This is a genomic window from Nonomuraea mesophila (assembly GCF_004352805.1).
GTDB lineage: Bacteria > Actinomycetota > Actinomycetes > Streptosporangiales > Streptosporangiaceae > Nonomuraea > Nonomuraea longispora.
Genome location: NZ_SMLD01000002.1, coordinates 51,494 through 76,171, shown reverse-complemented (window position 1 = coordinate 76,171; position 24,678 = coordinate 51,494). Strand labels below are relative to the sequence as shown.

Below are 24,678 nucleotides of genomic sequence, written 5' to 3'. Positions count from 1 at the left end.
TGCACCCTTCAGTCAACCCACAGAAATGTCCGCGTAACTTCGCCAGGCCGGTCGTCGAAGCGCTTCGACACTCTCCGAGGGATGACCATGCAAGAACCCTTCCGCGACCCAGCGCAACCGCTCTCCGCCCGGATCGACGACCTGATGCGCAGGCTCACCCTTGAGGAGAAGACGGGCCTGCTCCACCAGTACCAGGCCCCGGTCGAACGGCTGGGCGTCGGCGCGTTCCGCACCGGCACCGAGGCGCTGCACGGCCTGGCCTGGCTCGGCCCCGCCACCGTGTTCCCCCAGGCCCTCGGGCTGGCCTCGACGTGGGACCCCGGCCTCGTACGCCGGGTGGGCGAGGCCGTCGCCGACGAGGTGCTGGCCTTCCACCACAAGGACCCGGCCAGCGCCGGGCTCAACGTGTGGGCCCCCGTGGTCAACCCGCTGCGCGACCCCCGGTGGGGCCGGAACGAGGAGGGCTACTCGGAGGACCCGTGGCTCACCGGCGTCACGGCCACGGCGTTCGCGCTCGGACTGCGTGGGAGCGCTCCCGACACGCTGAAGACCGCCCCCACGCTCAAACACTTCCTCGCCTACAACAACGAGACCGACCGCTGCACGACCTCCAGCAGCCTGCCGCCCCGGGTGTTGCACGAGTACGAGCTGCCCGCCTTCAGGCCCGCCCTGGAGCAGGGCGCCGCGGTGGCCGTCATGCCGTCGTACAACCTGGTCAACGGCCGTCCCGCGCATCTCAGCCCGCTGATCGGGCAGGTGCTGCGGGCCTGGGCGCCCGGCGATCTGCTGGTGGTCAGCGACGCGTACGCGCCGGGCAACCTCACCACGCTGCAGGGCTACCACGACACGCTGCCCGAGGCGTACGCGCACGCGGTCAAGGCCGGGATCGACAGCTTCACGCAGGACGACGACCGCGCCGAGGCCACGCTCGGGCACCTGCGCGAGGCGCTGCGGCTCGGCCTGCTCACCGAGGAGGACGTCGACGCCGCCGTACGTCACGCGCTGTCCATCCGGTTCCGGCTCGGCGAGTTCGACCCCGCCACGCCGTACGACGGCATCACCGGCACCGTGGTCAACAGCCCCGAGCACCAGGCGCTGGCCAGGGAGGCGGCGCGGCGCTCGTTCGTGCTGCTGCGGAACGACGGCCTGCTCCCGCTCGACGGGACCGGCACGGTCGCGGTGATCGGGCAGCTCGGCGACGCGCTCATGGAGGACTGGTACAGCGGCACCCTCCCCTACGCCGTCACCGCGCGGGCCGGGCTCGCCGAGCGCTGCCGGACGGTGTTCTGCGAGGCCGTGGACCGGGTGAGGCTGACCGCCGAGGCCGGCCCCGTCACCGCCGACCCCGCCGGAGGACCGCTCGGCGTGGGCGGCGCGGAGCCGGCGGCGGGCGGGTTCGACCTGTTCGACTGGGGCGGCGGCGCCTACGCGCTGCGGGCCGTGGCGACCGGGCGGTTCGTGTCGGTGGACGGCCGGACGCTGGTCAACGACCAGCCGGGGCCGAACGGGTGGGAGGTGCGCCAGACGTTCCGCATGGAGGAGCGCCCGCGCGGCACCCTCGCCCTGCGCCACATCTCGACCGGCTGCTACGTCGGCGCGGACCCCGACGGCGTGCTGCGCCTGGTCGACGACGCCGACCAGGCGGTCTGGCTGGCCATGGACGTCGTCAGGAGCGGCGCGGAGCAGGCCGCGAGGCTCGCCGCCGGCGCGGACGTCGCCGTCGTCGTGGTCGGCGACCACCCCCTGGTGAACGGCCGGGAGACCGAGGACCGCATGACCCTGGCGCTCGCCCCCGCCCAGGACGCCGTGGTGCGGGCGGTACGCGCGGCGAACCCGCGTACCGTCATGGTCGTCACCAGCGGCTACCCGCTCACCTGGACCGACGACGGGGTGCCCGCCGTGCTCTGGTCGGCCCACGGCGGCCAGGAGTACGGCCACGCCCTGGCCGAGGTGCTCCTCGGCGACGCCGACCCGGAGGGCCGCCTCACCCAGACGTGGTACCGCTCCGAGCAGGAGCTGCCCGACCTGCTCGACTACGACATCATCGCCTCCGACGCCACCTACCAGTACTTCCGCGGGGCGCCGCTGCACCCGTTCGGGCACGGACTCAGCTACACCACGTTCGGCTACGCCGGCCTGCACGTGCGCCTCGACGGCGACGCGCTGCGCGCCGAGGTCACGGTCACCAACACCGGCGCCCGGCCCGGCGTCGAGGTCGTGCAGTTCTACACCCACCAGCGGCGCTCGCGCGTCAAGCAGCCGCTGCGCCGCCTGCGCGGCTTCGAGAAGGTACGCCTCGCGCCCGGCGAGAGCCGGACCGTCGCCCTGGCGCTGCCCGTCTCCGAGCTGGCCTTCTGGGACGTGACGAGGGGCAGGTTCGTCGTGGAGCGCGCGCCGCACCGGCTCATGGTCGGCCGCAGCGCCACCGACCTGCGTCTGAGCGCCGCCTTCGAGGTCGAGGGCGAGACGATCCCGCCCCAGACGGGCCCGCTGCGCGCGGCCTGCCACGACGAGTACGACGCGATCACGTTCGTGGACGAGACGAAGGAGGACGGCGACGCCGTGAGGTCCGACGCGGAGGGCGCGTGGATCCTGTTCCGGCAGGTCGATGTGACCGGCAGGGTGTCGTGCGTGGCGACGGCCGGCAGCGCGGAGGGCGGCATGATCACCATCCGCCGTGACGACCCGCTCTACGGCCCCGCCCTGGCCACGCTCCCCGTGCCGCGGACCGGCCGCTACACCTACCACTCCGTCACGGCTCCCCTTGCGGACGCGGACGGTGTGCACGATCTTTATGTCGTGTTCGAGAACGACGGTGTGAGGCTGTCTCGGCTCGACTTCGGAGCCAGGGCTTGAGCGGGCGCGCGGTCACGATCTCCGAGGTCGCCAAGCACGCGGGCGTGGCCGTCAGCACGGTCTCCTACGTGCTCAGCGGCAAACGGACGATCTCGGCCGACACGAGGCGGCGGGTGCTCGACAGCATCAACGCCCTCGGCTACCACCCGAACGCCGGGGCCCGTGCCCTGGCCAGCCGGCGCTCCAACGTGATCGCGCTGGTGCTGCCGCTGCGGGCCGGCATGCACGTGCCCGTCCTCATGCGCTTCGCCAGCGCGGTCGTGACCGCCGCCCGCCGTTTCGACCACGACGTCCTGCTGCTGACGGCCGACGAGGGCACCGCCGGCATCCGGCGGGTGGCGGCCAGCGCGCTGGTGGACGCGCTCGTCCTCATGGACGTCGAGCTGGACGACCGCCGGGTGCCGCTGCTGCGCGAGCTGGCCGAGCCGAGCGTGCTCATCGGCTTCCCCGCCGAACCGGCCGGCCTGACGTGCGTGGACCTCGACTTCGCCGCGGCCGGCGCGCGCTGCGTCGAGCACCTGGCCGAGCGCGGTCACGACGAGATCGCCCTGCTGGGAGCGCCGTCCGTGGTCTACGAGCGGGGCACCGGCTTCGCCAGGCGCACCCGCGAGGGGTTCGTGGAGGCGGTGGACGCCCACGGCATCAAGGGGGTGGCGCTGGCGTGCGAGGAGACGTTCGACGAGGTGTACGAGACCGTGCGCGACCTGCTGCTCGACCAGCCCGGCCTGTCGGGGCTGGTCGTGCACAACGAGGCCGCCGTCGGGCACGTGCTCGCGGCGCTGCGCCAGCTGGACCGGCGGGTGCCGCACGACGTGGCCGTGGTGGCGATCTGCCCCGACGACGTGGCCGAGCGCGCGAGCCCGCCGCTGACCTCGGTCCTGATCCCGGCGGAGGAGGTGGGCAGGGAGGCCGTCCGCCTGGTCATGGACAAACTGGAGGGCCGCGCGGTGCCCGAGTCCACCCTGCTCACCCCGCAACTCGCCGTACGGGCCAGCACCTGAGCCCGCCGCCGGTCAGCGCCGGTGGGCGATGACGCCGACGGGGACGGCGGCGGCCTCCACGGCGCGGATCACCGGCTCGGCGGCGTCCGGCCCCGGCGTGCCGTAGAGCTCGATGAGCTGCAGGTCGGCCGCCATCTTCCCGGCCAGTTCCGCGGCCGCCTCCGTGTCCGGCACCCCGACCACGGTGGTGGTGCCGCCCTCGTCCTTGTCGAGCACGACCCGGTCGGTCGCGGGGTCCGCGCCCTCGTGCACGATGATGAACGCGTCCGACAACGCCTCACCGGCTTCGTAGCGCGCCTTGAAGGACGCGATGGCGGTCAGCGACTCGAAACCGTAGTAGATCGCGCCCACGGGCACCCTGCCGCCCACGGCCCTGACGGCGTCGGCGTGCGGGAGGGCACCGAACCCGCCGCAGAGCTCGATCTGGTCCACCCCCTCGGCCACCAGGCCGCTCACCAGTTCCAGCATCTGGGCGGGTTCCTCCACGGCGCGTACGCGGGTGCGTCCGCTCGCGTTCTCGATGACCAGCACGTCGGTCGTCGGGTCGGCGCTGCCCGCCTCGAAAATGATCACTTTGTCGTCAGCCATGGTGCTCTCCTTGTCTCTCACGATCTACTCTGCAACCTCGATCAAGGTTGAGGTCAACCCCCGCGGTGGCCCGCCGAACTCGCGGCCGGGGTCGTCGACGGGGCCGGGCAGGTGCCGCAAAGCGGGCGGTCCTGCGCGGAAGGGCGTCCTGGCGACGTCCTAGCATCGGGGGGTGGAGGTTCCCGGCGCGGAGGAGCGGCTCCCGGCGCCCGTGGCCGTGTTCGAGCAGCAGCGGCCGCGGTTGTTCGCCTTGGCCTACCGCCTGCTCGGCTCGGCCGCCGAGGCCGAGGACATGGTGCAGGAGGCGTACGTCCGATGGAGCCAGGCCGGGCCGGTCGAGGTGCCCGCGGCCTGGCTGACCAGGGTGGTCACCAATCTGTGCCTCAGCCAGCTCGCCTCGGCGCGGCGGCGGCGGGAGAGCTACGTGGGGCCGTGGCTGCCCGAGCCGGTGCTGACCGGCGACGGCGCCCTCGGGCCGCTGGAGACCGTCGAGCAGCGCGAGTCGGTGTCCCTGGGCGTGCTCATCCTGCTGGAGCGGCTGACCCCGGTGGAGCGGGCGGTGTTCGTGCTCCGGGAGGCGTTCGGGTACGGCCACGCGGAGGTCGCGGGCATCCTCGGCATCACCGAGGCGCATTCCCGCCAGCTGCACCGCCGGGCCAGGGCGCACGTCGGCGAGCCGCGCAAGCGGTTCGAGAGCGACCGGGAGCACCATCGCCGGATCGTGCGGGGGTTCCTGCGGGCGACGCTCGGCGGCGACGTTGCGGAGCTGGAGCGGCTGCTCGCGGACGACGTGGTGGCCTGGGCTGACGGCGGCGGCACCGCGACCGCCGCCCGCCGCCCGGTGCTCGGGAGGGCGAAGGTGCTGCGTTACCTGCGCGGGCTCGCCGACCGGCGGGAGGCAGCCCGGATCGCGTGGGACATCGTGGAGGTCAACGGCGAGCCCGCCGTGGTCGTACGCGACGCCGGCGGCGACCTGTGGGCGATCTTCACCGTGGAGATCGCCGACGGGCGGGTCAGCGCGATCAGGACCATCCTGAGCCCGGCCAAGCTCGCCTTCGCCGGCACGCAGCTCATGTGAGCACCGTCACAGGCCGGAAGTGTCACGAACGGCCCGGCTCGCCGGTTCAGGTGGGGACTCGATCGGAGGAACCATGACGAACCACATCGTGGTGCTGGGAGCCGGATACGCGGGGCTGGGGGCGGCCAAACGCGCCGCCCGCCGGCTGCGTTCGACGGGCGGCCGGGTGACGCTGGTCAACGCGGCCGGCCGGTTCGTGGAGCGGGTGCGGCTGCATCAGCTCGCGGCCGGGCAGCGGCTGCCTGGTCTGCCGCTGGCCGGGCTGCTCGGCGGCACCGGCGTCGAGTTGGTCGTGGCCCGGGTGACCGGCCTCGACCTTCATGCGCGGACGGTCCTGCTGGACGGGCCGCCGTACACGCTGAGCTACGACGTGCTGGTCTACGCCCTCGGCAGCGCCGCCGACCTGGACACCGTGCCGGGGGTGCGCGAGCACGCGTACCCGATCGCGACGGCGGGCGACGCCGTACGGTTGCGGGCCCGGCTGGCCGGGCCGGGGCCGGTGACCGTGGTGGGCGGCGGACTCACCGGGATCGAGACGGCGGCCGAGCTCGCCGAGACCCGCCCGGGGCTGCGGGTCGAGCTGCTCTGCGCCGGCCCCGCCGGCCCTGACCTGTCCGTACGGGGCCGCCGCCACGTCCACCGGGCCTTCGCCCGCCTGGGCGTCGTGGTCCGCGAGCACGAACCCGTCGCCAAGGTCGGCCCCGACGGCGTCCTGCTGGAGAGCGGCGGCGAGGTGCCCGCGCGGACGGTCGTGTGGGCGGGCGGGGTCCGCGTCTCCCCGCTGGCCGCCGCGTCGGGGTTGCGCACCGACGCGGCGGGCCGCATGGTCGTCGACCGGTCGCTGCGTTCGGTGTCGCATCCCGAGGTGTTCGGCATCGGCGACGCGGCGGCGCCGCCCGGCGAGCGGTCGAGCATGTCGTGCCAGATCGGGCTGCCGATGGGCCTGTGCACGGGAGACGCCGTGGCCGACCTGGTGGCCGGGCGGGAGCCCGGGCCGGCCTGGTTCCGCCACGTCTGGCGCAACGTCGGCCTGGGCCGCCGCGACGGCGTCACCCAGTTCACCCGCGCCGACGGCAGGCCGCTGGACGTCGTGCTCACCGGGCGGGCCTCCGCCGCGTTCAAGGAGCGCATCGTCCGCGGCACCGTCCAGGCCATGCGCCATCCCGGCCCCTACCGTCCCTGGGCCTGACGGCCGGCCCCCCGTGCCCGGCCGCTCGGGTCAGGACGGCGTGCAGGTGAGGGTGGCGGGTGGGGTGTGGGTGGCGCCCGAGCCGCCGTTGAAGCCGAACGACGCGGTCCCGTTCGGTGACAGGTTGCCGTTGTAGGCGGCGTTCCTGACGCTCACGCCGGCGCCCGTCCGGGTCACGGTGCCGTTCCAGAGCTGGGTGATCTGCTCGTCACCCGCCCATGCCCAGCTGACGGTCCAGCCGTTGATCGCGGATGCGCCGGTGTTCGTGACCGTCACCTCCGCCTGGAACCCGCCCGGCCACTGGTCGCCCACCTCGTACGTCGCCGCGCAGCCCGCACCCGATGTGGGCGTGACGGTGGGCGTGACGGTGGGCGTGGCGGTCGGGGTGACGGTGACGGGTGGGCCCGTGCGGTCGCCGTAGATGATGCCGCGGCCGTTGGTGCCGAGGTAGACGCGGCCGTGCACGCGCGGGTCGCCGGTGAGAGCCTCGCCCATGTTGCCCCACTGGTGGTCGTCGTCGTTGATCCTGAGCCAGCTCGCCCCGGCGTCGTCCGAGCGGTACAGCCCGGTGACGCCGTCGAGGGTGGCCACGGCGAAGACCGCCGGGTACGTCGCGCCGGGGGCGGCCTTGCCGAAGCCGACGTTCACCGACCCGGTGACGCCGGGCAGGGCGGAGAAGGACGTCCCGCCGTCGGTGGAGTGCCACAGGCCGCCCTCGCCGGCCAGCCACAGGTCGCCCTCGCGGCCCGGCACCGCCTTGAACTTACCGCCGGCAGGCAGGCCGGTCGCGGCGGTCGCGCCGAACGTGGCGCCGCCGTCGGTGCTGCGGTAGAGGCGGCCGCCGCTCAGGCCGTAGAACGTCATCGGGTCGTCCCGGTCGGACTCGACGACCGCGTCAGTGGGCAGGCCGGAGGCGGGTTGCCAGGAGTTGCCGTAGCCGGCCGAGAAGACCGGCGCCACCCCCTTGGGCGCCCACACGAAGCGGGAGCCGTCGGCCGCCGCCGCGACCGTGCCGCCCTCGTCGACGCCGCCCGGCTCGCCGCCCTGGAACCAGGTGGCGCCGCCGTCCGTGGAGAAGGCGACGTGGCTGTCGTCCGGCCGGTCGGCGTCGGTGAAGTTGCCGGCCCGCACCATGACCGACGGGTTCTGCTCGGCGTAGTCGAGGCTGGTGGTGGAGGTGAACGTGGGCGAGGTGAACATCATCGGCGGCACCGCGTCGAGGTCGGTGTGGCGGAAACCGGCGATGTCACCGAGTCCGCTGACCAGGGGCGCGCCGCTCGGCGGGCTGATCAGGTCGAGCACGGCGGTCTCCTCCAGCCCTTCGGCCATGGGTTCGATCGTGAACTGCCCGCCGGTGTCCCATCGGGTGAGGTTCTCGGTGCCGTAGACGGTGGCGCCGGTGCCGTACATCATCCTGTCGGAGTCGAACGGGTCGATCTCCAGCGACTCGGTCATCCAGCCGAGCTTCGGCGCGGTCTCGGGCGGCTGCGGATTGCCGCCGAACGTCAGCCACGGGTTCTCCGAGATGTCCATCGTGTAGCGGAAGCTGCGCTCCGGGTACGACGTCCAGTCCCACACGCGGGTCCACGTGGCGCCGGAGTCCGTGGACCGGAAGAAGATCACGTCCGGCCACCAGGAGATCTGCGTGGCGACCATGATCGTGGACGGGTTCTGCCGGTCGACGGTCAGGCCGCTGTAGCCGAAGTAGTCGTCCTCGCTGGAGGACGGCACGGGGCTGATCCGTGTCCACTCGCCGGTCGCGGTGGTGTGGCGCCACACGTCGCCCTTGGCCCCGTCGTACGGACCGCCGGTGTCGCTCGTGGCGATGTACAGGTAGCCGTTCTCCGGGTCGAGCACGCCCTTGTGCGGCAGGTAGCCGGTGGGCTGGCCGGCCACGCGCTGCCAGGTGGCGCCGGCGTCCGTGGTGCGGTAGACGCTGTTGTCCTTGTCGGCGACGCCCACGTAGACGGTCCTGGTGGCGCTGCCCTCGGCGGACGAGCGCGGGTCGTAGGTGACCCAGAGCACGCCGGGCTCGTGGCTGAGGTAGCCGTTGGGGTCGTTCGGGTCCTGGGCGTAGTTACCGGGGTTGGGGAAGCTCGTCACCTCCGACCAGGTCGCGCCGTGGTCGGTGCTGCGCCACAACCCGTTGCCGTTGGGGGCGCCGAAGTGGAGCACCCTGTTGTCGTTGGGGTCGACGGCCAGCGCCTCGCCCATGCCGCGGCCGGGCATGTTGCCGCCGAGCTTGAACGGCAGCTCCGTGACCTGCCAGCTGTCGCCCTTGTCGGTCGAGCGCAGGATGGCGCCGTTGTTCGGGTCCCAGCTGTTGGTGTACATGCCGACGGCGGCGTACACGCGGTCGGTGTCGACCGGGTCGGTGGCCAGGCTGATCACGCCGTTGTAGCCCCATTTGTCCCAGCCCACCCAGTCGAGCAGGGGCTTCCATGTTCGGGTGGACGGGTTCCAGCGGTAGGCCCCGCCTATGTCGGTGCGGGCGTAGATGAGGTCACGCTCCGACGGGTTGAAGATGATGCCGGGGACGAACCCGCCGCCGTCGATCCTGACGTTCTTGTACGTGTACGGATCGGAGGCGACGGCCGACACCGGTGACATCCGTACGACCGCCGCCACGAGCAGCAGGGCGGCGGTCGTGAGCAGGATGAGCAGTCGTCTTCGCATGCGCGGCTCTTCCTTTCCAGGGCGCGCCGGCAGGGCGCCCAGAAGGCGTCAGATGACCCGCCATGCACGAGCAGAGTGCAGGACCCTGACCGTCGCCGCGCCTTCGCGCATGAGCTCATCAGAAGGCTCACACACGCTCGCGCTCACGGTCAATAGTTTGGACGGACGACGAATTAAATCGCGCCCACAGCGCCGCCGGACGTTCCGCGGCCCAGAGCGCGATCCCGACATAGAGCACCTGCTCGGGGATCCGCTGCCACAGCGGCGAGGCCTCACCGCCCGCGAACGGCACGTCGGCCAGCGCGGCGTGGATGTTCGCCGGCAGCATCGCCACGAACAGCAGCGCCAGGCAGGCGCCCGCGGCGCCGCGGGTGCGGGCGAGGACGAGCCCGGCCGCCCCGGCCAGCTCCAGCACGCCGGTCAGGTAGACCATCAGCGCGGGGAACGGCACGAACGGCGGCACCATGGCCACCATGTCGGCATGGTTCGGCATGACGGTCACCCCCGCCGGCACGAAGTGGGCGCTGGCGGTCATGACCAGCATGACGGCCAGCCCGTGGGCGGCACTGACCCGCCACGTGGCGAACCGCCGCACCTTCAGCATCCCCAGCAGCCAGAACACCAGCGTGGCGACCAGCAACACGATCACAGTCATATGCGCCTCCTCTTGGATAGCACCACTATCCCACACGATGGATAATCGCGCTATCCAATAAGGTCATTTGATGGCGCCGACCGTCACCCCCCGGGTCAGCGTGCGCTGGAAGATGAGGAAGAACGCGATCGCCGGGACGACGCCGAGCAGGGCCGAGGCGCTGGACATCGTCGCGTCCATGTACCTCTCGCCCTGCAGGACCCCCAGCGCGACCGGCACCGTCTGGGTGTCGTTCGAGATGAGCAGGATCAGCGGCAGGAAGAACTCGTTCCAGGTCCAGATGAAGAAGAAGATCAGCAGCACGCTGAGCGTGGGCCGGCTGATCGGCACCACGATCCGCACCAGCGACCGCAGCCGGCCCGCGCCGTCGATCGCCGCCGCCTCCAGGATCTCCTTCGGGAACCGGCCCAGCACCGCGCTCAGCAGGTACGTGCCGAACGCCGCCTGGATCGCCGTCATGACGATGATCACCGACAGCCGGGTGTCGTACAGGCCCACCGCCTTGGCCAGGTAGTAGAGCGGGTAGGCCAGCGACTCCTGCGGCAGCGTGTTGGCCACCAGGAACACCACGAGGATCGACAGCCGGCCCTTCACCCTGCCGATGCCCAGCGCGTACGCGTTGAGCACCGACAACACCACGGCCAGCACCGACACCGACGCGCTGATGACGAAGCTGTTCCAGAGCTTCGTGCCGAACTCCACCCGGTTCCAGAAGTCCACGATGCCCTGCCAGTAGAGCCCGTCGGGCAGGCTCAGCGGCCCCTGCGAGCTGTACTCCGCCGGCGACTTGACCGCGTTGATCGCCACGATCGCGAACGGGAAGAGCATCACCACCGCCAGCACGGCCAGCGCGAACACCACCGCCCAGCGCCCCGGCCCCCTCACGGCTCACGCTCCTGCACGCGCAGGAACAGGAACGTCACCACGACGATGATGAGGGCCAGCACCGTGGCGATCGCGGAACCGTACCCGACGTTGCTCTTCTGGAAAAAGTTCAGGTACGAGAAGTACGACGGGACCATGGTCGCGTTGCCCGGCCCGCCGCGGGTCAGCACGAAGATCGGCCCGAACACCTTGAGCGCGGCGATCGTGCACGTCAGCAGCACCACGAAGATCTCCGGCCGGATCTGCGGGATCGTGACGTGCCAGAACGTACGCCACCACGAGGCCCCGTCGATCTCGGCCGCCTCGCGGTAGGACGGGTCCGTCCGCTGCAGCCCGGCCATGAAGATCACCACCGGATAGCCGAGCTGGAACCAGACCATGACCGCCATGACGGTGGCCAGGGCCAGGTCGGGGTCGCCGAGCCAGTCGAGCTCCAGCCCGAGGATCTGGTTGACCGCGCCGTACGACGGGTGCAGCATCCAGCCCCACACCACGCCGGCGATGGCGACCGGCAGCACCTGCGGCAGGTAGTACGCCGCCCGCAGCGCCGAGGCCGTCCGCGCGCCGAACCGTCTGCCGATGTAGTCGAACAACACGGCGGCCAGCACGAGGCCGAACGCGGTCGGCACGACGGCCATCGCCACGATCAGCCCCACATTGTGCTGGAACGACTCCCAGAACCGCTCGTCGCCGAGCAGCCTGGTGTAGTTCTCCAGGCCGATCCACCGCGGCGTGCCCACCCCCGACCAGCGGGTGAAGCTCGCGCCCACGTTCATCAGGAACGGCACGACGATGACGGCGAGGAACAGCAGCAGGCTGGGGACCAGGTAGAGCCAGTACCCCCTCGTACGCCCCCTCATCTAGAAGCCGAGGTCGGCGAGGTTGTCCTCGTACGGTCCGGCGATCTCGTCCAGCACCTCGGCGGTGGTCCTGCTGCCGTTGATGAGGTTCTGGACGCCGGCCACGAGCACGTCGTAGTAGCCGGGCGCGGGCCAGTCGGGATAGAAGGCCAGGCCGTCGGCGGCGGTCAGCTTGTTGAAGCTCTCGATGAGCTCCTTGCTCTTCTCGTCGGTGATCGCGGCCGGGTCGGCGGCCACGGGCACGCCGCCGGAGTTGCCGAGCAGGTTCTGGATCTCCTTGCTCATCGTGATGTCGATGAAGTCGTAGGCCAGGTCCTTGTTCTCCGACCGCTCGGGCACGACCCACAGGTTCCCGCTCGAACCGGGCGACATGGTGGCGCCGGGGAAGAGGAAGTGGCCCCACGCGAAATCCTTGATCTCCGTGGCGAGGCGGCCGTACCACCAGCTACCGCTGATCATGATGGGGAACTCGCCGTTGATGAACGCCACGCCCATGTCCTCGGCCTTGAGCCCGGAGGAGTTCTCGGCGAGATACCCCTTCTTCACCCAGTCGGCGAACGTGTCGGCGCCGTAGGTGAACTCGGGGCCGTGGAAGTCGACCTTGCCCTTGTAGGACTGGAACGCCTCCAGCCACGGTTTCTGCGCCTTGGTGAGCGCGAGCTGGTAGAGGATCTGCTGGGCCGGGTATTCGGCGCCGGCGTTCGCGATGGGCGTCACCCCGGCCTTGACGAACGTGTCGAGCGCGGCCGTGAACTCCTCGAACGTCTCCGGCACCTCGACCTGGTGCTTGTCGAAGAGGTCCTTGTTGTAGTAGACCATCACGAACTCGCCGTAGTTGGGGATGCCGTACCACTGGCCGGAGCCCATCACGCCGCGCTCGTCGTACCTCGCGGTGGTCTGCAGGCCGCCGGTCAGCAGCTTGTCCCAGCCGCGCCTGGTGGTCTCCTCCGTCAGGTCGGCGAGCAGGCCCTGCTTGGACAGCAGGCCGGCGGTGGCGTTGCCCTTGTTGTACTCCATGAGGTCGGGCGCCTCGTCGGAGTTGAGCACCATGCTCGCCGTCTTCTGGATCTGCTCGAAGCTCTTCTCCTCGAACTCGACGGTCACGTTCGGGTGGGACGCCTCGAACTTCCTGATCGCCTCGGCCCACGCCTTGCCCATGGCGCTGCCGGCCGACTCGTAGTGCCACAGGCGCAGCACGCGCGGCTGGCCGCTGTCCGCGGGCGGCGAGCCGTCGGAGCCCGAGCCGCACGCCGACAGGGCCAGCACCACGGCGGCCAGCGCCGCGGCGCCTTTCCACTTGATCATGATCTCTCCAGGGGGGTGTCACACGATGACGGTTCGCGCGGGGGCTCCGGGCACCGGGACGATCTCGACCCCGGTGACGCGCTTCGGGCCGGTGACGGCGACGCGCAGCTCGTCGCCGTCCCTGGTGGCGACGGCGACCGTCACGCCGTCGGTGTCGTGGATCTCGGTGCTCCCGTCGCCGCCGCCGAAGGCGACGAGGGTGATCTCCGCCGGCACGCCGACGGTCTCCCGCGGCTCGGCGACGGGGATGAGGGCTCCGTGGCGTACGTACAGGGGGATCCGGTCGAGCGGCTTGGCGGCCAGGACGTAACGGGAGCCCTCCAGCACCTCGCCCGTCCAGTAGTCGACCCACGTGCCGCGCGGCAGGTAGACCTGCCGGACCCCTTCCGGCGCGGTCATGGGCGCGACCAGGAGGTCACGGCCGAGCAGGTATTCCAGGTCGGCCTGCCAGGCCACCGGGTCGCGGGGATGGTCCACGCACAACGCCCGCATCATCGGCGCACCTGTGCGCGCGGCCTCGACGGCGGCCGAGTAGAGGTAGGGCATGAGCCGGTAGCGCAGCCGCAGCGCCGCCACCGCGTGCTCCTCGACCTCGGGGAACTCCCAGGGTTCGCGGGTGGTGGTGCCGTGCAGGCGCAGCAGCGGGGAGAGCGCGCCGAACTGGGTCCAGCGCACGTACAGGTCGCCGGTGGGGCGGCCGGTGAAGCCGCCGGCGTCGTGGCTCCAGAACGGCACCCCCGACAGGCCGTGCGCGAGCCCGCCCCTGATCGTGCTGCCCATGGCGGCGTAGCTGGTGTAGGTGTCGCCGCTCCACTGGGCGCTGTGGCGCTGCCCCCCGAGGTACGACGAACGCGCCCACACCAGGTCGTGGCCGTGGACCTCGCGCGTGACGGCGGCGACCGCGTCGTTGAACAGCAGGGTGTAGACGTTGTGCAGGTCGGTGCCGGTCATCCCGTTCGCGGCGACCGCGTCGCTGGGCACGCCCTCGGCGAAGTCGGTCTTGAACGCCGCGACGCCCTGGCGCAGCAGCCCGCGCAGCAGGCCGGTGAACCAGTCGACGGCCGCCGGGTTGGTGAGGTCGACGATGCCGCAGGGCGGGAAGGAGCCGTGCCAGCAGTCGGCGACGTAGACCTCACCATCCCGCTTCTTCAGGAAATATCCGGCTTCAGCGGCTTCCTCGAAGGCGGGGCTCAGATGGGAGACGTACGGGTTCATCCACAGGCAGACCTTGAACCCCATCCCGTCCAGCTCCGCCAGCATCGCCTCCGGATCGGGAAAGTTCACCGGATCCCACCGCAGGTCCGACCAGTGCCCGTCGGCCTGCCAGTACGTGTCCAGGTGCAGCACGTCGCACGGAATGCCGCGCTCCCTGATCGTGCGCGCCCTGGCCAGCACCCGCTCCTGGCTGTCCACGCAGAACCCGGAGGAGATCCACGTGCCGAACGCCCACTTCGGCGGCAACGCCGGCCGGCAGGTCAGCCGGTCGTAACGGTCCAGCACGTCGGCCGGCGCCGGCCCGGCGATCACGTAGTAGTCCATCACGTCGTCGGGCACCAGGATCTGCACGACGCTGTGGGTCGACTGGCACACGTCGAACTCCACGGGCGCCCCGCTGTCGACGAGCACGCCGTACCCCTTGCTCGACAGATAGAGGGGCACGTTCTTGTACGCCCGCTGCGACTCCGCGCCGAAGGCGTCGAAGTTCCACATCACGGGCCGCTGGCCGCGCTTGTCCAGCCGGGTGAACGACTCGCCGAACCCGGTGAACGCCTCGTCGGGGGCGGCGGCGAAGCTCTCGTGGTAGGCCACGGGGGTGCCGCCGGCCGAGGAGCGGCCGAACGGCAGCGTACGCAGCCTGCCGCTGATGTCGATGTGCCCGCGGTCCTGCTCGGTCAGCGTGGCGCCGGAGGCGTCGGTGAAGCGCAGGTGCCACGGCGCGAGGCTGATCTCCGCGCGCAGGGAGCCGGCGTCGATCACGATGGGCTCGCCCGCCGCCACCTCGGCCCTGGCCTCCGGATACCTGCCGGGCGTCACCAGGGAGATGGCCCTCTCGGAACGCGGCCTGGCGGTCGGGTCCTCCGACAACCGCACCCGGATGACGCCCTCCCCCGCCACGCCCACCTGGACGACCAGGGTCTCCTCCGCCGAGGTGACCGCCTTCAGCATCACCTCGGCACCGTCGGCCGCGACCAGCTCGGCGGCGGTCAGCACCGACGGACCGCCCTCGCCTCGCGCGCGGACCGGCAGCTCGGGCGGGTCCGCCACGAAGTACTCGTGCGCGACCAGCGGGGGGCGATAGGGCATGGAGGCTCCTTCGAACGGCTGCGCCAACTCGTGAATTAGTTTGCTGTCCATACCAACAAACGTCAACGCCCTGCCCGCCCGATCCACCTTCAGGAACCGGCCTCCCGCGGCAGCAGCGCCCACACGACCCGTTCGCCGGTCCGCGTGCGATCGGTGGCCCAGCAGCCGCGGGTGAGGTCGTCCACGATCCACAGGCCCCGACCTCGCGACTCGTGCGGTCCCGGCATGCGCGGCATGGGGACGGAGGCCGACAGGCCAGGGTCTTCGACGGCCAGCCGCCAGTAGCAGCGTTCCCCCTCATCGACCGCCCGCAGGCTCATCCGGACCCAGGGGCCGGCACCGTGGACGACCGCGTTGGTGACCAGTTCTGTCGCGATGAGGTGAAGGTCGGCCAGGGACGGGTGATCACCGATCCACCGCCGAAGCTCTCGGCGGGCCAGCCCGGGGAGCCGGGCAGGGTTCTCGATCTCCGTCATGAACCAGACTTTGATGCCGTGATTTGGGTGCTCTGCGATAGCTATTCGCATATGGGCTAATCACCAACCAGTTTCGGAGATTGACCGAATTGACTACACGACCACGTCATTCCTGTGTCACTGCAGAAGACGCGCTCTGGTCAAAGCTGGCATGAGCCCGATAATTGATGAGTGCCGCACATGTTCCCGTGTTACACAGATGACGCGCGGATCGGTGCAACGCGTTGTGTTCACGTCTGCGAAAGAGCAGGGGGCCGGATGCCGAATCCCAAGAAGTTGGACCCCGACGCGAGCCCGGAGGCTCGATTTGGGTATGAACTACGCAAGGTGCGCATGGAGGCTGGGCTGACTCTTCAACAGGTCGCCGACAAGACGCGATATGCCGCGTCCACCGTCAGCGCTTTCGAGCGAGCGGAGCGGTCACCGACAGAGTTGATAGCACGCCGCGTAGAGGACGAGCTGGGGCTACCGCCGGGCAGGCTGGTCAATCTCCTGCCGGCGACCCGTCGCGATCCGATCTTCCGGACGCTGGGCCCGTGGCTGCAGGTCGAGAAGACCGCCGGGGAGTTGTGCACCTGGGAGCCGCTCATCGTGGCAGGTCTGCTCCAGACGGAGGCGTACGCGCGAGCCATCCTCAGCGGCAAGCCCGGTTCCAAGGAGAGCGACACCGAGGCGTCCGTCAAGGCCAGAATGGCGAGACAGGCAATTTTCGAGCGAAACGCCCCTCCGTCGCTCCTGGCCATCCTCGACGAATCCATCCTGTACCGTCCGATCGGCAGCGAATCCATCACCCGTGACCAACTGGCACACCTGATCACATCGAGCCGACATGGCTCGATCACGATCCAGATCCTGCCGTTCAGCGCCATGTCGACGCCCGGTTTGCTGGGCGGATTCGTGATCGCCCACTCCGCGGGCCTGCCCGATGCCGCATTCGTGGACTCCCCCGTGACCGGCAAGGTGTGGGACGGTCCAGAAGACGTCGAAACCCTCAGGCGACGCTTTCGGGCCATTCAGTCGGAGGCGCTGCCTCAGAGCTTGTCGATAAGGCGCATAGAAGAGAGGTTGGAGGAGAAATGGACATGGAAATGAGCGACGAACTCAAGGTCGCGGACTGGCGGAAGTCCTCGTTCTCAGGCGACAACGGCAACTGTGTGGAGGTCGCTCCGCTCAGCGGTGGACGTGTCGCCGTAAGAGACAGCAAGGACCGCAGCGGGCCTGCCCTGGTGTTCACCTCGGCGGAGTGGAGCGCATTCAGGACAGGCATGTCCAGGGGAGAGTTCGACTTCTAGCCGGACCCACGGGGACCTGCCCTTGGGTCAGGTCCCCCTTTCCGGCCGGGAGGCGACCCTGGGTCGCGGAGCCGGTCACGTCCGTAGGAACTCCAGCAGGTCGGCGTTGAAGCGCTCCTTCTGTCCCGGGACGAGGGCGATGCCGTGGGAGCCGCCCTCGTACACCTTGTACGAGCAGTTCTCGATGAGTTGTGAGGACTTGTCGCCGGACGCCGCGATCGGCACGATCTGGTCGTCGTCTCCGTGCACGACCAGCGTCGGGATGTCGAACTTCCTGAGGTCCTCGGTGAAGTCGGTCGAGGAGAACGCGTCCACACAGAGCACCCCCGCCTGGATGTTCTCGGCCATGCCCATCAGCCAGAAGGCGTCCTTGTTGCCCTGCGTCACCGTGTTGCCCGGCCGGTTGGCGCCGAAGAAGCTCTCCGCGCTGTCACGCCAGAACTGCGAGCGTTCGGCCAGGATGCCGGCCTTGAGCTGGTCGAACACCTCCTGCGGCGTTCCCTCGGGGTTGGCGTCGGTCTTGAGCATCAGCGGCGGGATCGCCGACAGCAGCACCGCCTTGCGCAGGCGGGACGTGCCGTGCCTGCCGACGTAACGGGCCAGTTCGCCGCCGCCCATCGAGTGGGCCACGAGCGTGACGCCGTTGAGGTCGAGCGCGGTGATGAGGTCGTTCAGGTCGTCGGCGAAGGTGTCGAAGTCGTAGCCGTCCCACGTCTGGCTGGAGCGGCCGTGCCCGCGCCGGTCGTGCGCGATCGCCCGGAAGCCGTTGTCGGCCACCAGCTTCAGCTGGTCGTGCCAGGCGTCGGCGTTGAGCGGCCAGCCGTGGCAGAAGACGACCGGCGGGCCGCTGCCCCAGTCGTAGAAGAAGATCTGCGTGCCGTCGCGTGTGGCTACGTAGGGCATGGTGCCTCCCCGTCGGTGATCGCGTCGATGCGTGCCGGTGCGCGTGCACCCGCATACGGGAGCACCCCACCCGCGAACGGCCATACCGCAGTTCGCCGTCGGGTAACGCCAAGCCCGGGCCAACGGGTCTTTGCCGGATAAAAGCGCCTAGTACTTGCAAGGAACCGGCCGATCATCCGCACCCGACGCCGAGGGTTCAACCCGCGCCAACGGCCCGCTATCCGGGACATCAGGATTTCGAACGCCTCCTGCCGGCGGGCAGGGTCTATGCTGTGACGCGCGGTCACCGCATGATCTTCAGTCTTCACACACCGATGATCAACGATGGCCGCGCCCGTCTTCACCCCCTCGGTCACGACGTGCGAAGACGGGGCCGCATCCCTTCCATGTCCCGCACGGGGCACGCAGCGTTCGCCCGCCGTCTCGTGCCAGGAGGACACATGCAACGCGGTGAAGTCTGGTGGGTCGACTTCGATGAGCGACGCCCGGTCGTGCTGCTCTCGGACGAGGAGTCATCCGGGTTTCAGGCGATGCAGGTCGTTGCGCCGGCGGGCGTCGACGTCAGCGGCCTGGGCATTGAAGTGGCCGTGGGAGCCCCGGAAGGACTGCCCTTCGAAGGCGTGCTGCGGTTCGCGTTCCCCCGTCCAGGCCTTACTCCGTGCACATGGCTGACCACCGTGGCCCGGGACGACCTGATCGAGCGGGCGGGCGTGTTGTCCTCCGTGAAGCTCAGCGAGGTCGGAGAAGCCCTCCGTGCCGCTGGAGAGAGGAGGGAGTGGACCCCGATGACGGCTGCCAGGATCAGCGACATCAAAGATGCCCGCCGTCTCGAAGGACCTGAGTAGCGGACGCCTGTGCTGCCCAGCTCGATCTCGCTGGAGCACTAGATGGCGACGCCCGGCTGCATGAGGCGGCGGGCGGCCTCGGTGATGGAGCCCGACATCGAGGGGTAGACCGCGAACGTGTGCGCCAGCTGGTCGACGGTGAGCCGCTGCTGCACCGCCACCGACACCGCCAGGATCAGCTCGGACGCGCCCGGCGCCACCACCACCCCGCCCAGCACGATCGCCGTGTGCGGGCGGCAGAACACCTTGACGAACCCGTCGTTGAAGCCCTGCATCTTGGCCCGCGCGTTGGTGGCGAGCGGCAGCTTGACCACGTTGGCCTCGACCTCGCCCGCCTCGATCGCCCGCTGCGCGACCCCGACCGCCGCGATCTCCGGGTCGGTGAAGATGTTGGAGGCCACGGTGGACAGCCGCAGCGGCTGCACGGCCTCGCCGAGCGCGTGCCAGACCGCGATGCGGCCCTGCATGGCCGCGACGGAGGCCAGCATGAGCACGCCCGTGCAGTCGCCGGCCGCGTAGACGCCCGGCGCGGACGTGCGGGAGACCTTGTCGACCTTGACGAAGCCGCCCGCGTCGAGCTGGACCCCGGCCTCCTCCAGGCCGATGCCGGAGGTGTTGGGCACCATGCCGACGGTCATCAGGGCGTGCGAGCCCTCGGCCGTGCGGCCGTCCTCCAGCGTCACCACCACGCCGTCGTCGGTGCGCTTGACGGAGGCGGCGCGCGAGCGGCCCATGACGTTCATGCCGCGCCGGCGGTAGACCTCTTCGAGCACCTCGGCGCCGTCGGCGTCCTCGTTGGGCATCATCCGGTCGCGGCTGGAGACCAGCGTGACCTCCGCCCCCAGCGAGCGGTAGGCGCCGGCGAACTCCGCGCCCGTCACGCCGGAGCCGATCACGATCAGGTGCTCGGGCAGCTCCTTCAGGTCGTAGAGCTGACGCCAGGTGAGGATGCGCTCGCCGTCGGGCTCGGCGCCCGGCAGCACGCGCGGGGTCGCGCCGGTGGCCACGAGCACGACGTCGGCCTGGATCGTACGGTCGCCCGCGCGCACCACCCGCGGGTCGACCAGCCGCCCGCGCGCCTTGATGATCTCGACGCCCTCGGCCTCCACCCGGGTGGCGATGTCGGCGGACTGCGCCTGCGCCAGCTCCTTGACGCGCCGGTTGACCTGCGGCAGGTCGACGCCTACCACGCCCGCGTCACCGTCGGGGCCGCCGGTGAACGACACCCCCAGCGAAGGGGCGTCGAGCAGTGCCTGCTTGCGGACCGAGGTCGCGATCAGTGTCTTGGACGGCACGCAGTCGGTCAGCACGCACGCGCCGCCGGGACCGTCCTCCTCGACCAGGGTGACCTGCGCGTCTAGCTGCGCGGCGACGAGTGCTGCCTCGTAGCCGCCTGGTCCGCCACCGATGATCGCGATCCTTGTCACGCCCCTATTGTCCCGTACGCGGTGGGGCGGACGGCAACCGGGCCACGCCACCACAACCGGATGGATCGACTGCGGCGGCCGGCGTGGCAGTATGGCGCGGTAGCTGGATGACGAAGCAGCACCCGGCGAGAGGGGTGGATCGTGGCGTGGCTTTCGAATCCTTCGGGCAAGTCCAATGACCTCAGGCTCTATGCCGCCTACGGCACCAATATGGACCCGGAGCAGATGGCCATGCGTGCCCCCCACTCCCCCATCTGGGGGGTCGGCTGGCTGCCCGGCTGGCGCCTGACGTTCGGCGGGATGGACCTGGCCTGGGAGGGCGCCGTCGCCACGATCGTCGAAGACCCCGACGAGCACGTGTTCGTCGTGCTCTACGACGTGCCCGAGTGGGAGGAGACCTCGCTCGACCAGTGGGAGGGCGCGGTGCGCGGGCGCTACCACAAGGTGCGCCTGCGGGTGCAGACCCTCGACGGCGAGGTCGTGGCCTGGGTCTACGTGCTCGACGGCTACGAGGGCGGCCTGCCGTCGGCGCGCTATCTCGGCAGCCTGGCCGAGGCGGCCGAGCGGGCGGGCGCCCCCGACGACTACGTCAAGGAGCTGCGGGAGCGCCCCTGCACCTCGATCGGCGGTTAGCGCAGCGGCTGGTCCTTGGTCTCCGGCAGCACGAAGATGTAGACCAGCGTCGAGATGAGCGCCAGCCCCGACATGTACCACGGGAAGAGCCCCGGGTTGCCCATCTCCTGCATCGCGGTGCCGATCAGCGGGGCGGTGCCGCCGAAGAGCGCCACGGTCAGCGAGTAGGGGAAGCCCGCGCCGGCCGCGCGCACCCTGGTGGGGAAGAGCTCCGAGTTCACCGCGGCCGAGATCGAGGTGAAGCAGCCCAGGAAGACCATGCCGATGAGTTGCACGGCCAGCAGGCTGCCGTACGAGTCGGTCAGCAGGCTCAGCAGCGGCACGGGCAGCAGCACGAATCCCAGCCCGAACGTGATCAGCATCGGCCTGCGCCCGATCCGGTCCGACAACATGCCGAGCAGCGGCTGCAGAATCATGAAGAAGATCAGCGAGATCGTCCCGATCTGCAGCGAGTTCGCCTCGTCGAAGCCCACGGTGATCTGCGCGTACGTCGGCAGGAACGTCGTCCAGGTGTAGTAGGCGACGGTGCCGGCGATCGTGATGCCCACGATGGTGGCGGCCGACCTCGGGTGCAGCCGGAGGAACTCGAACATCTTCTGCCGTTCGGCCTTGCCCTGGCGCACCTCGTCCACCACGGCCGAGGTCTCGTCGGCGCCCCTGCGGATCCACAGGCCCACGAGGCTGAGCACGGCGCCCACGAAGAACGGGATGCGCCAGCCCCACCCGTCCATGTCGGCCTCGGCCAGCGTGGTGGCCAGCAACGCCGCGAGCCCGGAGGCGAGCAGCTGGCCGATGGTGGTGCTGACGTACTGGAAGCTGGAGAACAGGCCGCGGCGGCGGGGCGGGGCCGACTCCACGAGGAACGTGGTCGCGGCGGCGAACTCCCCGCCCACCGACAGGCCCTGGATGAGCCTGGCCACGACGAGGATGATCGGCGCCAGCACGCCGACGGCCGCGTAGGTGGGGGTCAGGCCCACGAGCAGGGAGCCGACGCCCATCAGCACGATCGTGCCCGTCATCGCGAGCTTGCGCCCGTACCTGTCGGCGAACGCGCCGACCAGCAGGCCGCCCAGTGGCCGCATGAAGAAGCCGACGGCGAACACCGCGAACGAGCTCAGCAGCGGAACGAGACTGTTGTCCGCGCTTTCGGGGAAGATCTGCCGGGAGAAGTAGATCGCGAGGAAGCTGTAGGCGTACCAGTCATACCACTCGACGACGTTGCCGATGCTGGCTGCCGTCAGCTGGCGGACACGGCTTCTGGGGATGCCGAGTGGTGACTGCTGGCTGGGGGAAGTCGCCACGGATGGCTCCTTTGCTGAACAGTGCGGTGATGGCCTACTGTGCATGGGACGACCGAAACAGTCAATTATCTGGGATTTTATTTACATACCCGACATTGAGATGGTTGTAGGTGGATGTTCTCGACCGGCGTCTGGTCGCCGCGCTGCAGGTCAGCCCGCGCGCCTCGTGGGGCGAGCTCGGCAGGGTCGTCGGCGAGCACGAACGTACGGTCGCCCGGCGGCTCCAGCGGCTCATTGCCGAGGGCATCGTCCGGGTCACCGCCATCTACGACGACCTGCGCACCGGGCACGGCCGTCCCGTCCACCTGCACGTCCAGGTGCGGCCCGGCACCGCGGGCAAGGTCGCGCAGGCCCTGGCCGAACGCCCTGACACGCGCTCGGTCTACTCCCTGACCGGCGCCGCCGACCTCGGCAGCGAGCTGGTCTCCCCGTCGCGCGAGGACCTGCACCACATCGTCTCCGCCCAGATCAGCGACATTGACGGCGTCGTCCAGACGCAGACCCAGGTCGTCCTCCACACCTTCACGACCGTCGCGGAGTGGCACGCCCCCTTCCTCACCGAGCGGGAGGTCGCCGAGCTCCGGCCCCCGCCGCCGCCCGAGTGCCTGCCCGACGAGGACGGCCTGTCGCCGCTGGAGGAGGAGATCGCCCGGCTGCTCACCCTCGACGGCCGGATCGCCTTCACCGCGGTCGCCGAACGGCTCGACATCTCCGTGCCCACCGCCCGCCGGCGCGTCACGTCGCTGCTGGAGCGGCGGCTGCTGCTGCCGCGGGCCGAGGTCGAGCCCGCGCTGCTCGGCCTGGAGGTCGAGGCCATGCTCTGGCTCAAGGTACGCCCGCACGGGCTCGACCAGGTGGGCCGCCGGCTCGCCGCGCACGAGAGCGTACGGTACTGCGCCGCCACCACAGGCACCCATTCCCTCATCGTGCAGGTGGTGGCGGCCCACGAGGCGGACCTCTACCGTTTCCTGACCGGCGTCGTCGGCAGGCATGACGAGATCACCGACATCGACCTCACCCTCATCACCCGCGCGCACAAGCGCGGCCACCTGCACAAGTCCGGACTGCTCACGCTGGATCACCGTTGGGAGAAAACGCCATGACACCTGCCGAGAAGGAAGTCGCCGACCTCTGCGTGGAGCTGATCCGCGTCGACAGCAGCAACTACGGGGACGGCAGCGGCCCCGGCGAACGCGCCGCGGCCGAGGTCGTCATGGCCAGGCTGGCCGAGGTCGGGATCGAGTCCACCTACATCGAGAGCGAGCCGGGCCGCGGCAACGTCGTCACCCGCGTCGAGGGCACCGACCGGTCCCTGCCCGCCCTGCTCGTCCACGGGCACCTGGACGTGGTGCCGGCCAACGCCGCCGACTGGTCGGTCGACCCGTTCGCGGGCGAGGTGCGCGACGGCTACATCTGGGGCCGCGGCGCGGTCGACATGAAGGACATGGACGCGATGATGCTGGCCGTGCTGCGCCAGATGAAGCGCGAGGGCCGCGAACCGCGCCGCGACATCGTCTTCGCCTGGCTGGCCGACGAGGAGGCCGGCGGCGTGTACGGCGCCAAATACCTCACCGCCAACCACGCCGAACTCTTCGAAGGGGTCACCGAGTCGATCAGCGAGGTCGGCGGCTACTCCCTGGAGGTCGACCCGTCGCTGCGGCTCTATCTCATCGAGACCGCCCAGAAGGGCCTGGCCTGGATGAACCTGACCGCCGACGGCACCGCCGGGCACGGCTCCATGCTCAACGACGACAACGCCGTCACCGAGGTCGCCAGGGCGGTCGCCAGGATCGGCGAGCACGACTGGCCGCTCACCTACACGCCCACGGTGCGCCGCTTCCTCACCGAGGTCGCCGACGCCTACGGCATCCCGTTCGACGAGAACGACCCGCAGCCCGTCCTCGACCGGATCGGGCCGCTGGTGCGCTTCGTCGGGGCGACGCTCCGCCACACCACCAACCCGACCCAGCTCGGCGCCGGCTACAAGTCGAACGTCATCCCCGGCCAGGCCACGGCCGTGGTCGACGGGCGGTTCCTGCCGGGCTTCGAGGACGAGTTCTTCAAGACCGTCGACTCGCTGCTCGGGCCGAAGGTGCGGCGCGACTTCGTGCACCACGACATCGCGCTGGAGACCACGTTCGACGGCGCGCTGGTCGAGTCGATGATCGCGGCGCTGAAGGCCGAGGACCCGGCGGCGCGGGCGATCCCGTACTGCATGTCGGGCGGCACCGACAACAAGACCTTCTTCGCCGACCTGGGCGTGCGCGGCTTCGGGTTCGTGCCGCTGCGGCTGCCGGCGGACATGGACTTCGCCTCGATGTTCCACGGCGTGGACGAGCGGGTGCCGGTGGACGCCCTGCACTTCGGCGTGCGGGTTCTCGACCGGTTCCTCCTAAACTACTGA

21 protein-coding genes are annotated in these 24,678 nt (G+C 70.5%); 10 read left to right on the top strand and 11 right to left on the bottom strand.

Going from position 1 to position 24,678, the window contains the following annotated elements; genetic code table 11:
• Positions 1-87 precede the first annotated feature (87 nt).
• Positions 88-2,856, top strand: coding sequence for a glycoside hydrolase family 3 protein (locus E1295_RS01420; RefSeq protein ID WP_132627858.1), 2,769 nt, complete (start codon positions 88-90; stop codon positions 2,854-2,856).
• Complete coding sequence (locus E1295_RS01415) at positions 2,853-3,857, top strand: LacI family DNA-binding transcriptional regulator (protein ID WP_132627793.1); 1,005 nt, start codon at positions 2,853-2,855, stop codon at positions 3,855-3,857. The genes E1295_RS01420 and E1295_RS01415 overlap by 4 nt, the downstream gene beginning before the upstream one ends.
• Before the next feature lie 12 nt (positions 3,858-3,869).
• On the opposite strand, the gene E1295_RS01410 is transcribed toward E1295_RS01415, so the two are convergent.
• Positions 3,870-4,445 carry a DUF6506 family protein gene (locus E1295_RS01410; RefSeq protein WP_132627792.1) on the bottom strand — a complete coding sequence of 192 codons (576 nt, stop codon included), beginning with the start codon at positions 4,443-4,445 and terminating at the stop codon, positions 3,870-3,872.
• A gap of 172 nt (positions 4,446-4,617) precedes the next feature.
• Between E1295_RS01410 and sigJ the strand changes: the two genes are divergently transcribed.
• Together sigJ and E1295_RS01400 are read left to right on the top strand one after the other, a co-directional pair.
• Complete coding sequence (gene sigJ / locus E1295_RS01405; protein WP_246079768.1) at positions 4,618-5,523, top strand: RNA polymerase sigma factor SigJ; 906 nt, start codon at positions 4,618-4,620, stop codon at positions 5,521-5,523.
• Between the two features lie 73 nt (positions 5,524-5,596).
• Complete coding sequence (locus E1295_RS01400) at positions 5,597-6,712, top strand: NAD(P)/FAD-dependent oxidoreductase (RefSeq protein WP_132627791.1); 1,116 nt, start codon at positions 5,597-5,599, stop codon at positions 6,710-6,712.
• Between the two features lie 30 nt (positions 6,713-6,742).
• On the opposite strand, the gene E1295_RS01395 is transcribed toward E1295_RS01400, so the two are convergent.
• From E1295_RS01395 to E1295_RS01365, 7 genes are all read right to left on the bottom strand, one after another.
• On the bottom strand, positions 6,743-9,388 hold the full coding sequence (locus tag E1295_RS01395; RefSeq protein ID WP_132627790.1) for a cellulose binding domain-containing protein: 2,646 nt from the start codon (positions 9,386-9,388) through the stop codon (positions 6,743-6,745).
• A 127-nt stretch (positions 9,389-9,515) separates the two neighbouring features.
• A complete protein-coding gene (locus E1295_RS50600) occupies positions 9,516-10,043 on the bottom strand; it encodes a DoxX family protein (RefSeq protein ID WP_246079767.1) in 528 nt (175 codons plus the stop codon).
• A gap of 63 nt (positions 10,044-10,106) precedes the next feature.
• A complete protein-coding gene (locus tag E1295_RS01385; RefSeq protein ID WP_246079766.1) occupies positions 10,107-10,928 on the bottom strand; it encodes a carbohydrate ABC transporter permease in 822 nt (273 codons plus the stop codon).
• Positions 10,925-11,788 carry a carbohydrate ABC transporter permease gene (locus E1295_RS01380; protein WP_132627789.1) on the bottom strand — a complete coding sequence of 288 codons (864 nt, stop codon included), beginning with the start codon at positions 11,786-11,788 and terminating at the stop codon, positions 10,925-10,927. Before E1295_RS01380 ends, E1295_RS01385 begins: the two co-directional genes overlap by 4 nt.
• Positions 11,789-13,093 carry an ABC transporter substrate-binding protein gene (locus E1295_RS01375; RefSeq protein ID WP_132627788.1) on the bottom strand — a complete coding sequence of 435 codons (1,305 nt, stop codon included), beginning with the start codon at positions 13,091-13,093 and terminating at the stop codon, positions 11,789-11,791.
• Positions 13,094-13,111: 18 nt separating this feature from the next.
• Positions 13,112-15,397, bottom strand: coding sequence for a TIM-barrel domain-containing protein (locus tag E1295_RS01370; RefSeq protein ID WP_132627787.1), 2,286 nt, complete (start codon positions 15,395-15,397; stop codon positions 13,112-13,114).
• Positions 15,398-15,486: 89 nt separating this feature from the next.
• Complete coding sequence (locus tag E1295_RS01365) at positions 15,487-15,873, bottom strand: ATP-binding protein (protein ID WP_132627786.1); 387 nt, start codon at positions 15,871-15,873, stop codon at positions 15,487-15,489.
• Between the two features lie 180 nt (positions 15,874-16,053).
• Between E1295_RS01365 and E1295_RS01360 the strand changes: the two genes are divergently transcribed.
• Positions 16,054-16,965: a helix-turn-helix domain-containing protein gene (locus tag E1295_RS01360; protein WP_342775818.1), complete on the top strand. Its 912-nt coding sequence runs from the start codon at positions 16,054-16,056 to the stop codon at positions 16,963-16,965.
• Positions 16,962-17,165 (top strand): DUF397 domain-containing protein, encoded by a 204-nt coding sequence (locus E1295_RS01355; protein ID WP_132627784.1) that lies wholly within the window; start codon positions 16,962-16,964, stop codon positions 17,163-17,165. The genes E1295_RS01360 and E1295_RS01355 overlap by 4 nt, the downstream gene beginning before the upstream one ends.
• Positions 17,166-17,240: 75 nt before the next feature.
• On the opposite strand, the gene E1295_RS01350 is transcribed toward E1295_RS01355, so the two are convergent.
• Entirely contained in the window at positions 17,241-18,068 is an 828-nt protein-coding gene (locus E1295_RS01350) for an alpha/beta fold hydrolase (RefSeq protein ID WP_132627783.1), read from the bottom strand.
• A 440-nt stretch (positions 18,069-18,508) separates the two neighbouring features.
• Here E1295_RS01350 and E1295_RS01340 point away from each other — a divergent pair, with 440 nt between their 5' ends.
• A complete protein-coding gene (locus E1295_RS01340; protein WP_132627782.1) occupies positions 18,509-18,913 on the top strand; it encodes a type II toxin-antitoxin system PemK/MazF family toxin in 405 nt (134 codons plus the stop codon).
• Positions 18,914-18,951: 38 nt separating this feature from the next.
• Here the strand turns inward: E1295_RS01340 and E1295_RS01335 are convergent, their stop codons facing one another.
• The gene (locus tag E1295_RS01335; RefSeq protein ID WP_132627781.1) at positions 18,952-20,340 is read right to left on the bottom strand and encodes an NAD(P)H-quinone dehydrogenase; all 1,389 of its coding nucleotides are present in this window, start codon (positions 20,338-20,340) and stop codon (positions 18,952-18,954) included.
• Positions 20,341-20,481: 141 nt separating this feature from the next.
• Between E1295_RS01335 and E1295_RS01330 the strand changes: the two genes are divergently transcribed.
• Complete coding sequence (locus E1295_RS01330) at positions 20,482-20,973, top strand: gamma-glutamylcyclotransferase family protein (protein WP_281284708.1); 492 nt, start codon at positions 20,482-20,484, stop codon at positions 20,971-20,973.
• On the opposite strand, the gene E1295_RS01325 is transcribed toward E1295_RS01330, so the two are convergent.
• A complete protein-coding gene (locus E1295_RS01325; RefSeq protein WP_246079765.1) occupies positions 20,970-22,274 on the bottom strand; it encodes an MFS transporter in 1,305 nt (434 codons plus the stop codon). The genes E1295_RS01330 and E1295_RS01325 overlap by 4 nt on opposite strands.
• A 110-nt stretch (positions 22,275-22,384) precedes the next feature.
• Here E1295_RS01325 and E1295_RS01320 point away from each other — a divergent pair, with 110 nt between their 5' ends.
• Positions 22,385-23,377 carry an Lrp/AsnC family transcriptional regulator gene (locus E1295_RS01320; protein WP_132627779.1) on the top strand — a complete coding sequence of 331 codons (993 nt, stop codon included), beginning with the start codon at positions 22,385-22,387 and terminating at the stop codon, positions 23,375-23,377.
• Positions 23,374-24,678: a M20/M25/M40 family metallo-hydrolase gene (locus tag E1295_RS01315; protein ID WP_132627778.1), complete on the top strand. Its 1,305-nt coding sequence runs from the start codon at positions 23,374-23,376 to the stop codon at positions 24,676-24,678. Before E1295_RS01320 ends, E1295_RS01315 begins: the two co-directional genes overlap by 4 nt.

What these genes read in the sequence shown, in the direction of transcription:
- E1295_RS01360 (WP_342775818.1), top strand. Translation starts at nt 16,054, where the DNA reads ATGTTCCCGTGTTACACAGATGACGCGCGGATCGGTGCAACGCGTTGT.
- E1295_RS01410 (WP_132627792.1), bottom strand. Translation starts at nt 4,445, where the DNA reads ATGGCTGACGACAAAGTGATCATTTTCGAGGCGGGCAGCGCCGACCCG.
- E1295_RS01370 (WP_132627787.1), bottom strand. Translation starts at nt 15,397, where the DNA reads ATGCCCTATCGCCCCCCGCTGGTCGCGCACGAGTACTTCGTGGCGGAC.
- E1295_RS01375 (WP_132627788.1), bottom strand. Translation starts at nt 13,093, where the DNA reads ATGATCAAGTGGAAAGGCGCCGCGGCGCTGGCCGCCGTGGTGCTGGCC.
- E1295_RS01365 (WP_132627786.1), bottom strand. Translation starts at nt 15,873, where the DNA reads ATGACGGAGATCGAGAACCCTGCCCGGCTCCCCGGGCTGGCCCGCCGA.
- E1295_RS01400 (WP_132627791.1), top strand. Translation starts at nt 5,597, where the DNA reads ATGACGAACCACATCGTGGTGCTGGGAGCCGGATACGCGGGGCTGGGG.
- E1295_RS01395 (WP_132627790.1), bottom strand. Translation starts at nt 9,388, where the DNA reads ATGCGAAGACGACTGCTCATCCTGCTCACGACCGCCGCCCTGCTGCTC.
- E1295_RS01315 (WP_132627778.1), top strand. Translation starts at nt 23,374, where the DNA reads ATGACACCTGCCGAGAAGGAAGTCGCCGACCTCTGCGTGGAGCTGATC.
- E1295_RS01350 (WP_132627783.1), bottom strand. Translation starts at nt 18,068, where the DNA reads ATGCCCTACGTAGCCACACGCGACGGCACGCAGATCTTCTTCTACGAC.
- E1295_RS50600 (WP_246079767.1), bottom strand. Translation starts at nt 10,043, where the DNA reads ATGACTGTGATCGTGTTGCTGGTCGCCACGCTGGTGTTCTGGCTGCTG.
- E1295_RS01355 (WP_132627784.1), top strand. Translation starts at nt 16,962, where the DNA reads ATGAGCGACGAACTCAAGGTCGCGGACTGGCGGAAGTCCTCGTTCTCA.
- E1295_RS01340 (WP_132627782.1), top strand. Translation starts at nt 18,509, where the DNA reads ATGCAACGCGGTGAAGTCTGGTGGGTCGACTTCGATGAGCGACGCCCG.
- E1295_RS01420 (WP_132627858.1), top strand. Translation starts at nt 88, where the DNA reads ATGCAAGAACCCTTCCGCGACCCAGCGCAACCGCTCTCCGCCCGGATC.
- E1295_RS01380 (WP_132627789.1), bottom strand. Translation starts at nt 11,788, where the DNA reads ATGAGGGGGCGTACGAGGGGGTACTGGCTCTACCTGGTCCCCAGCCTG.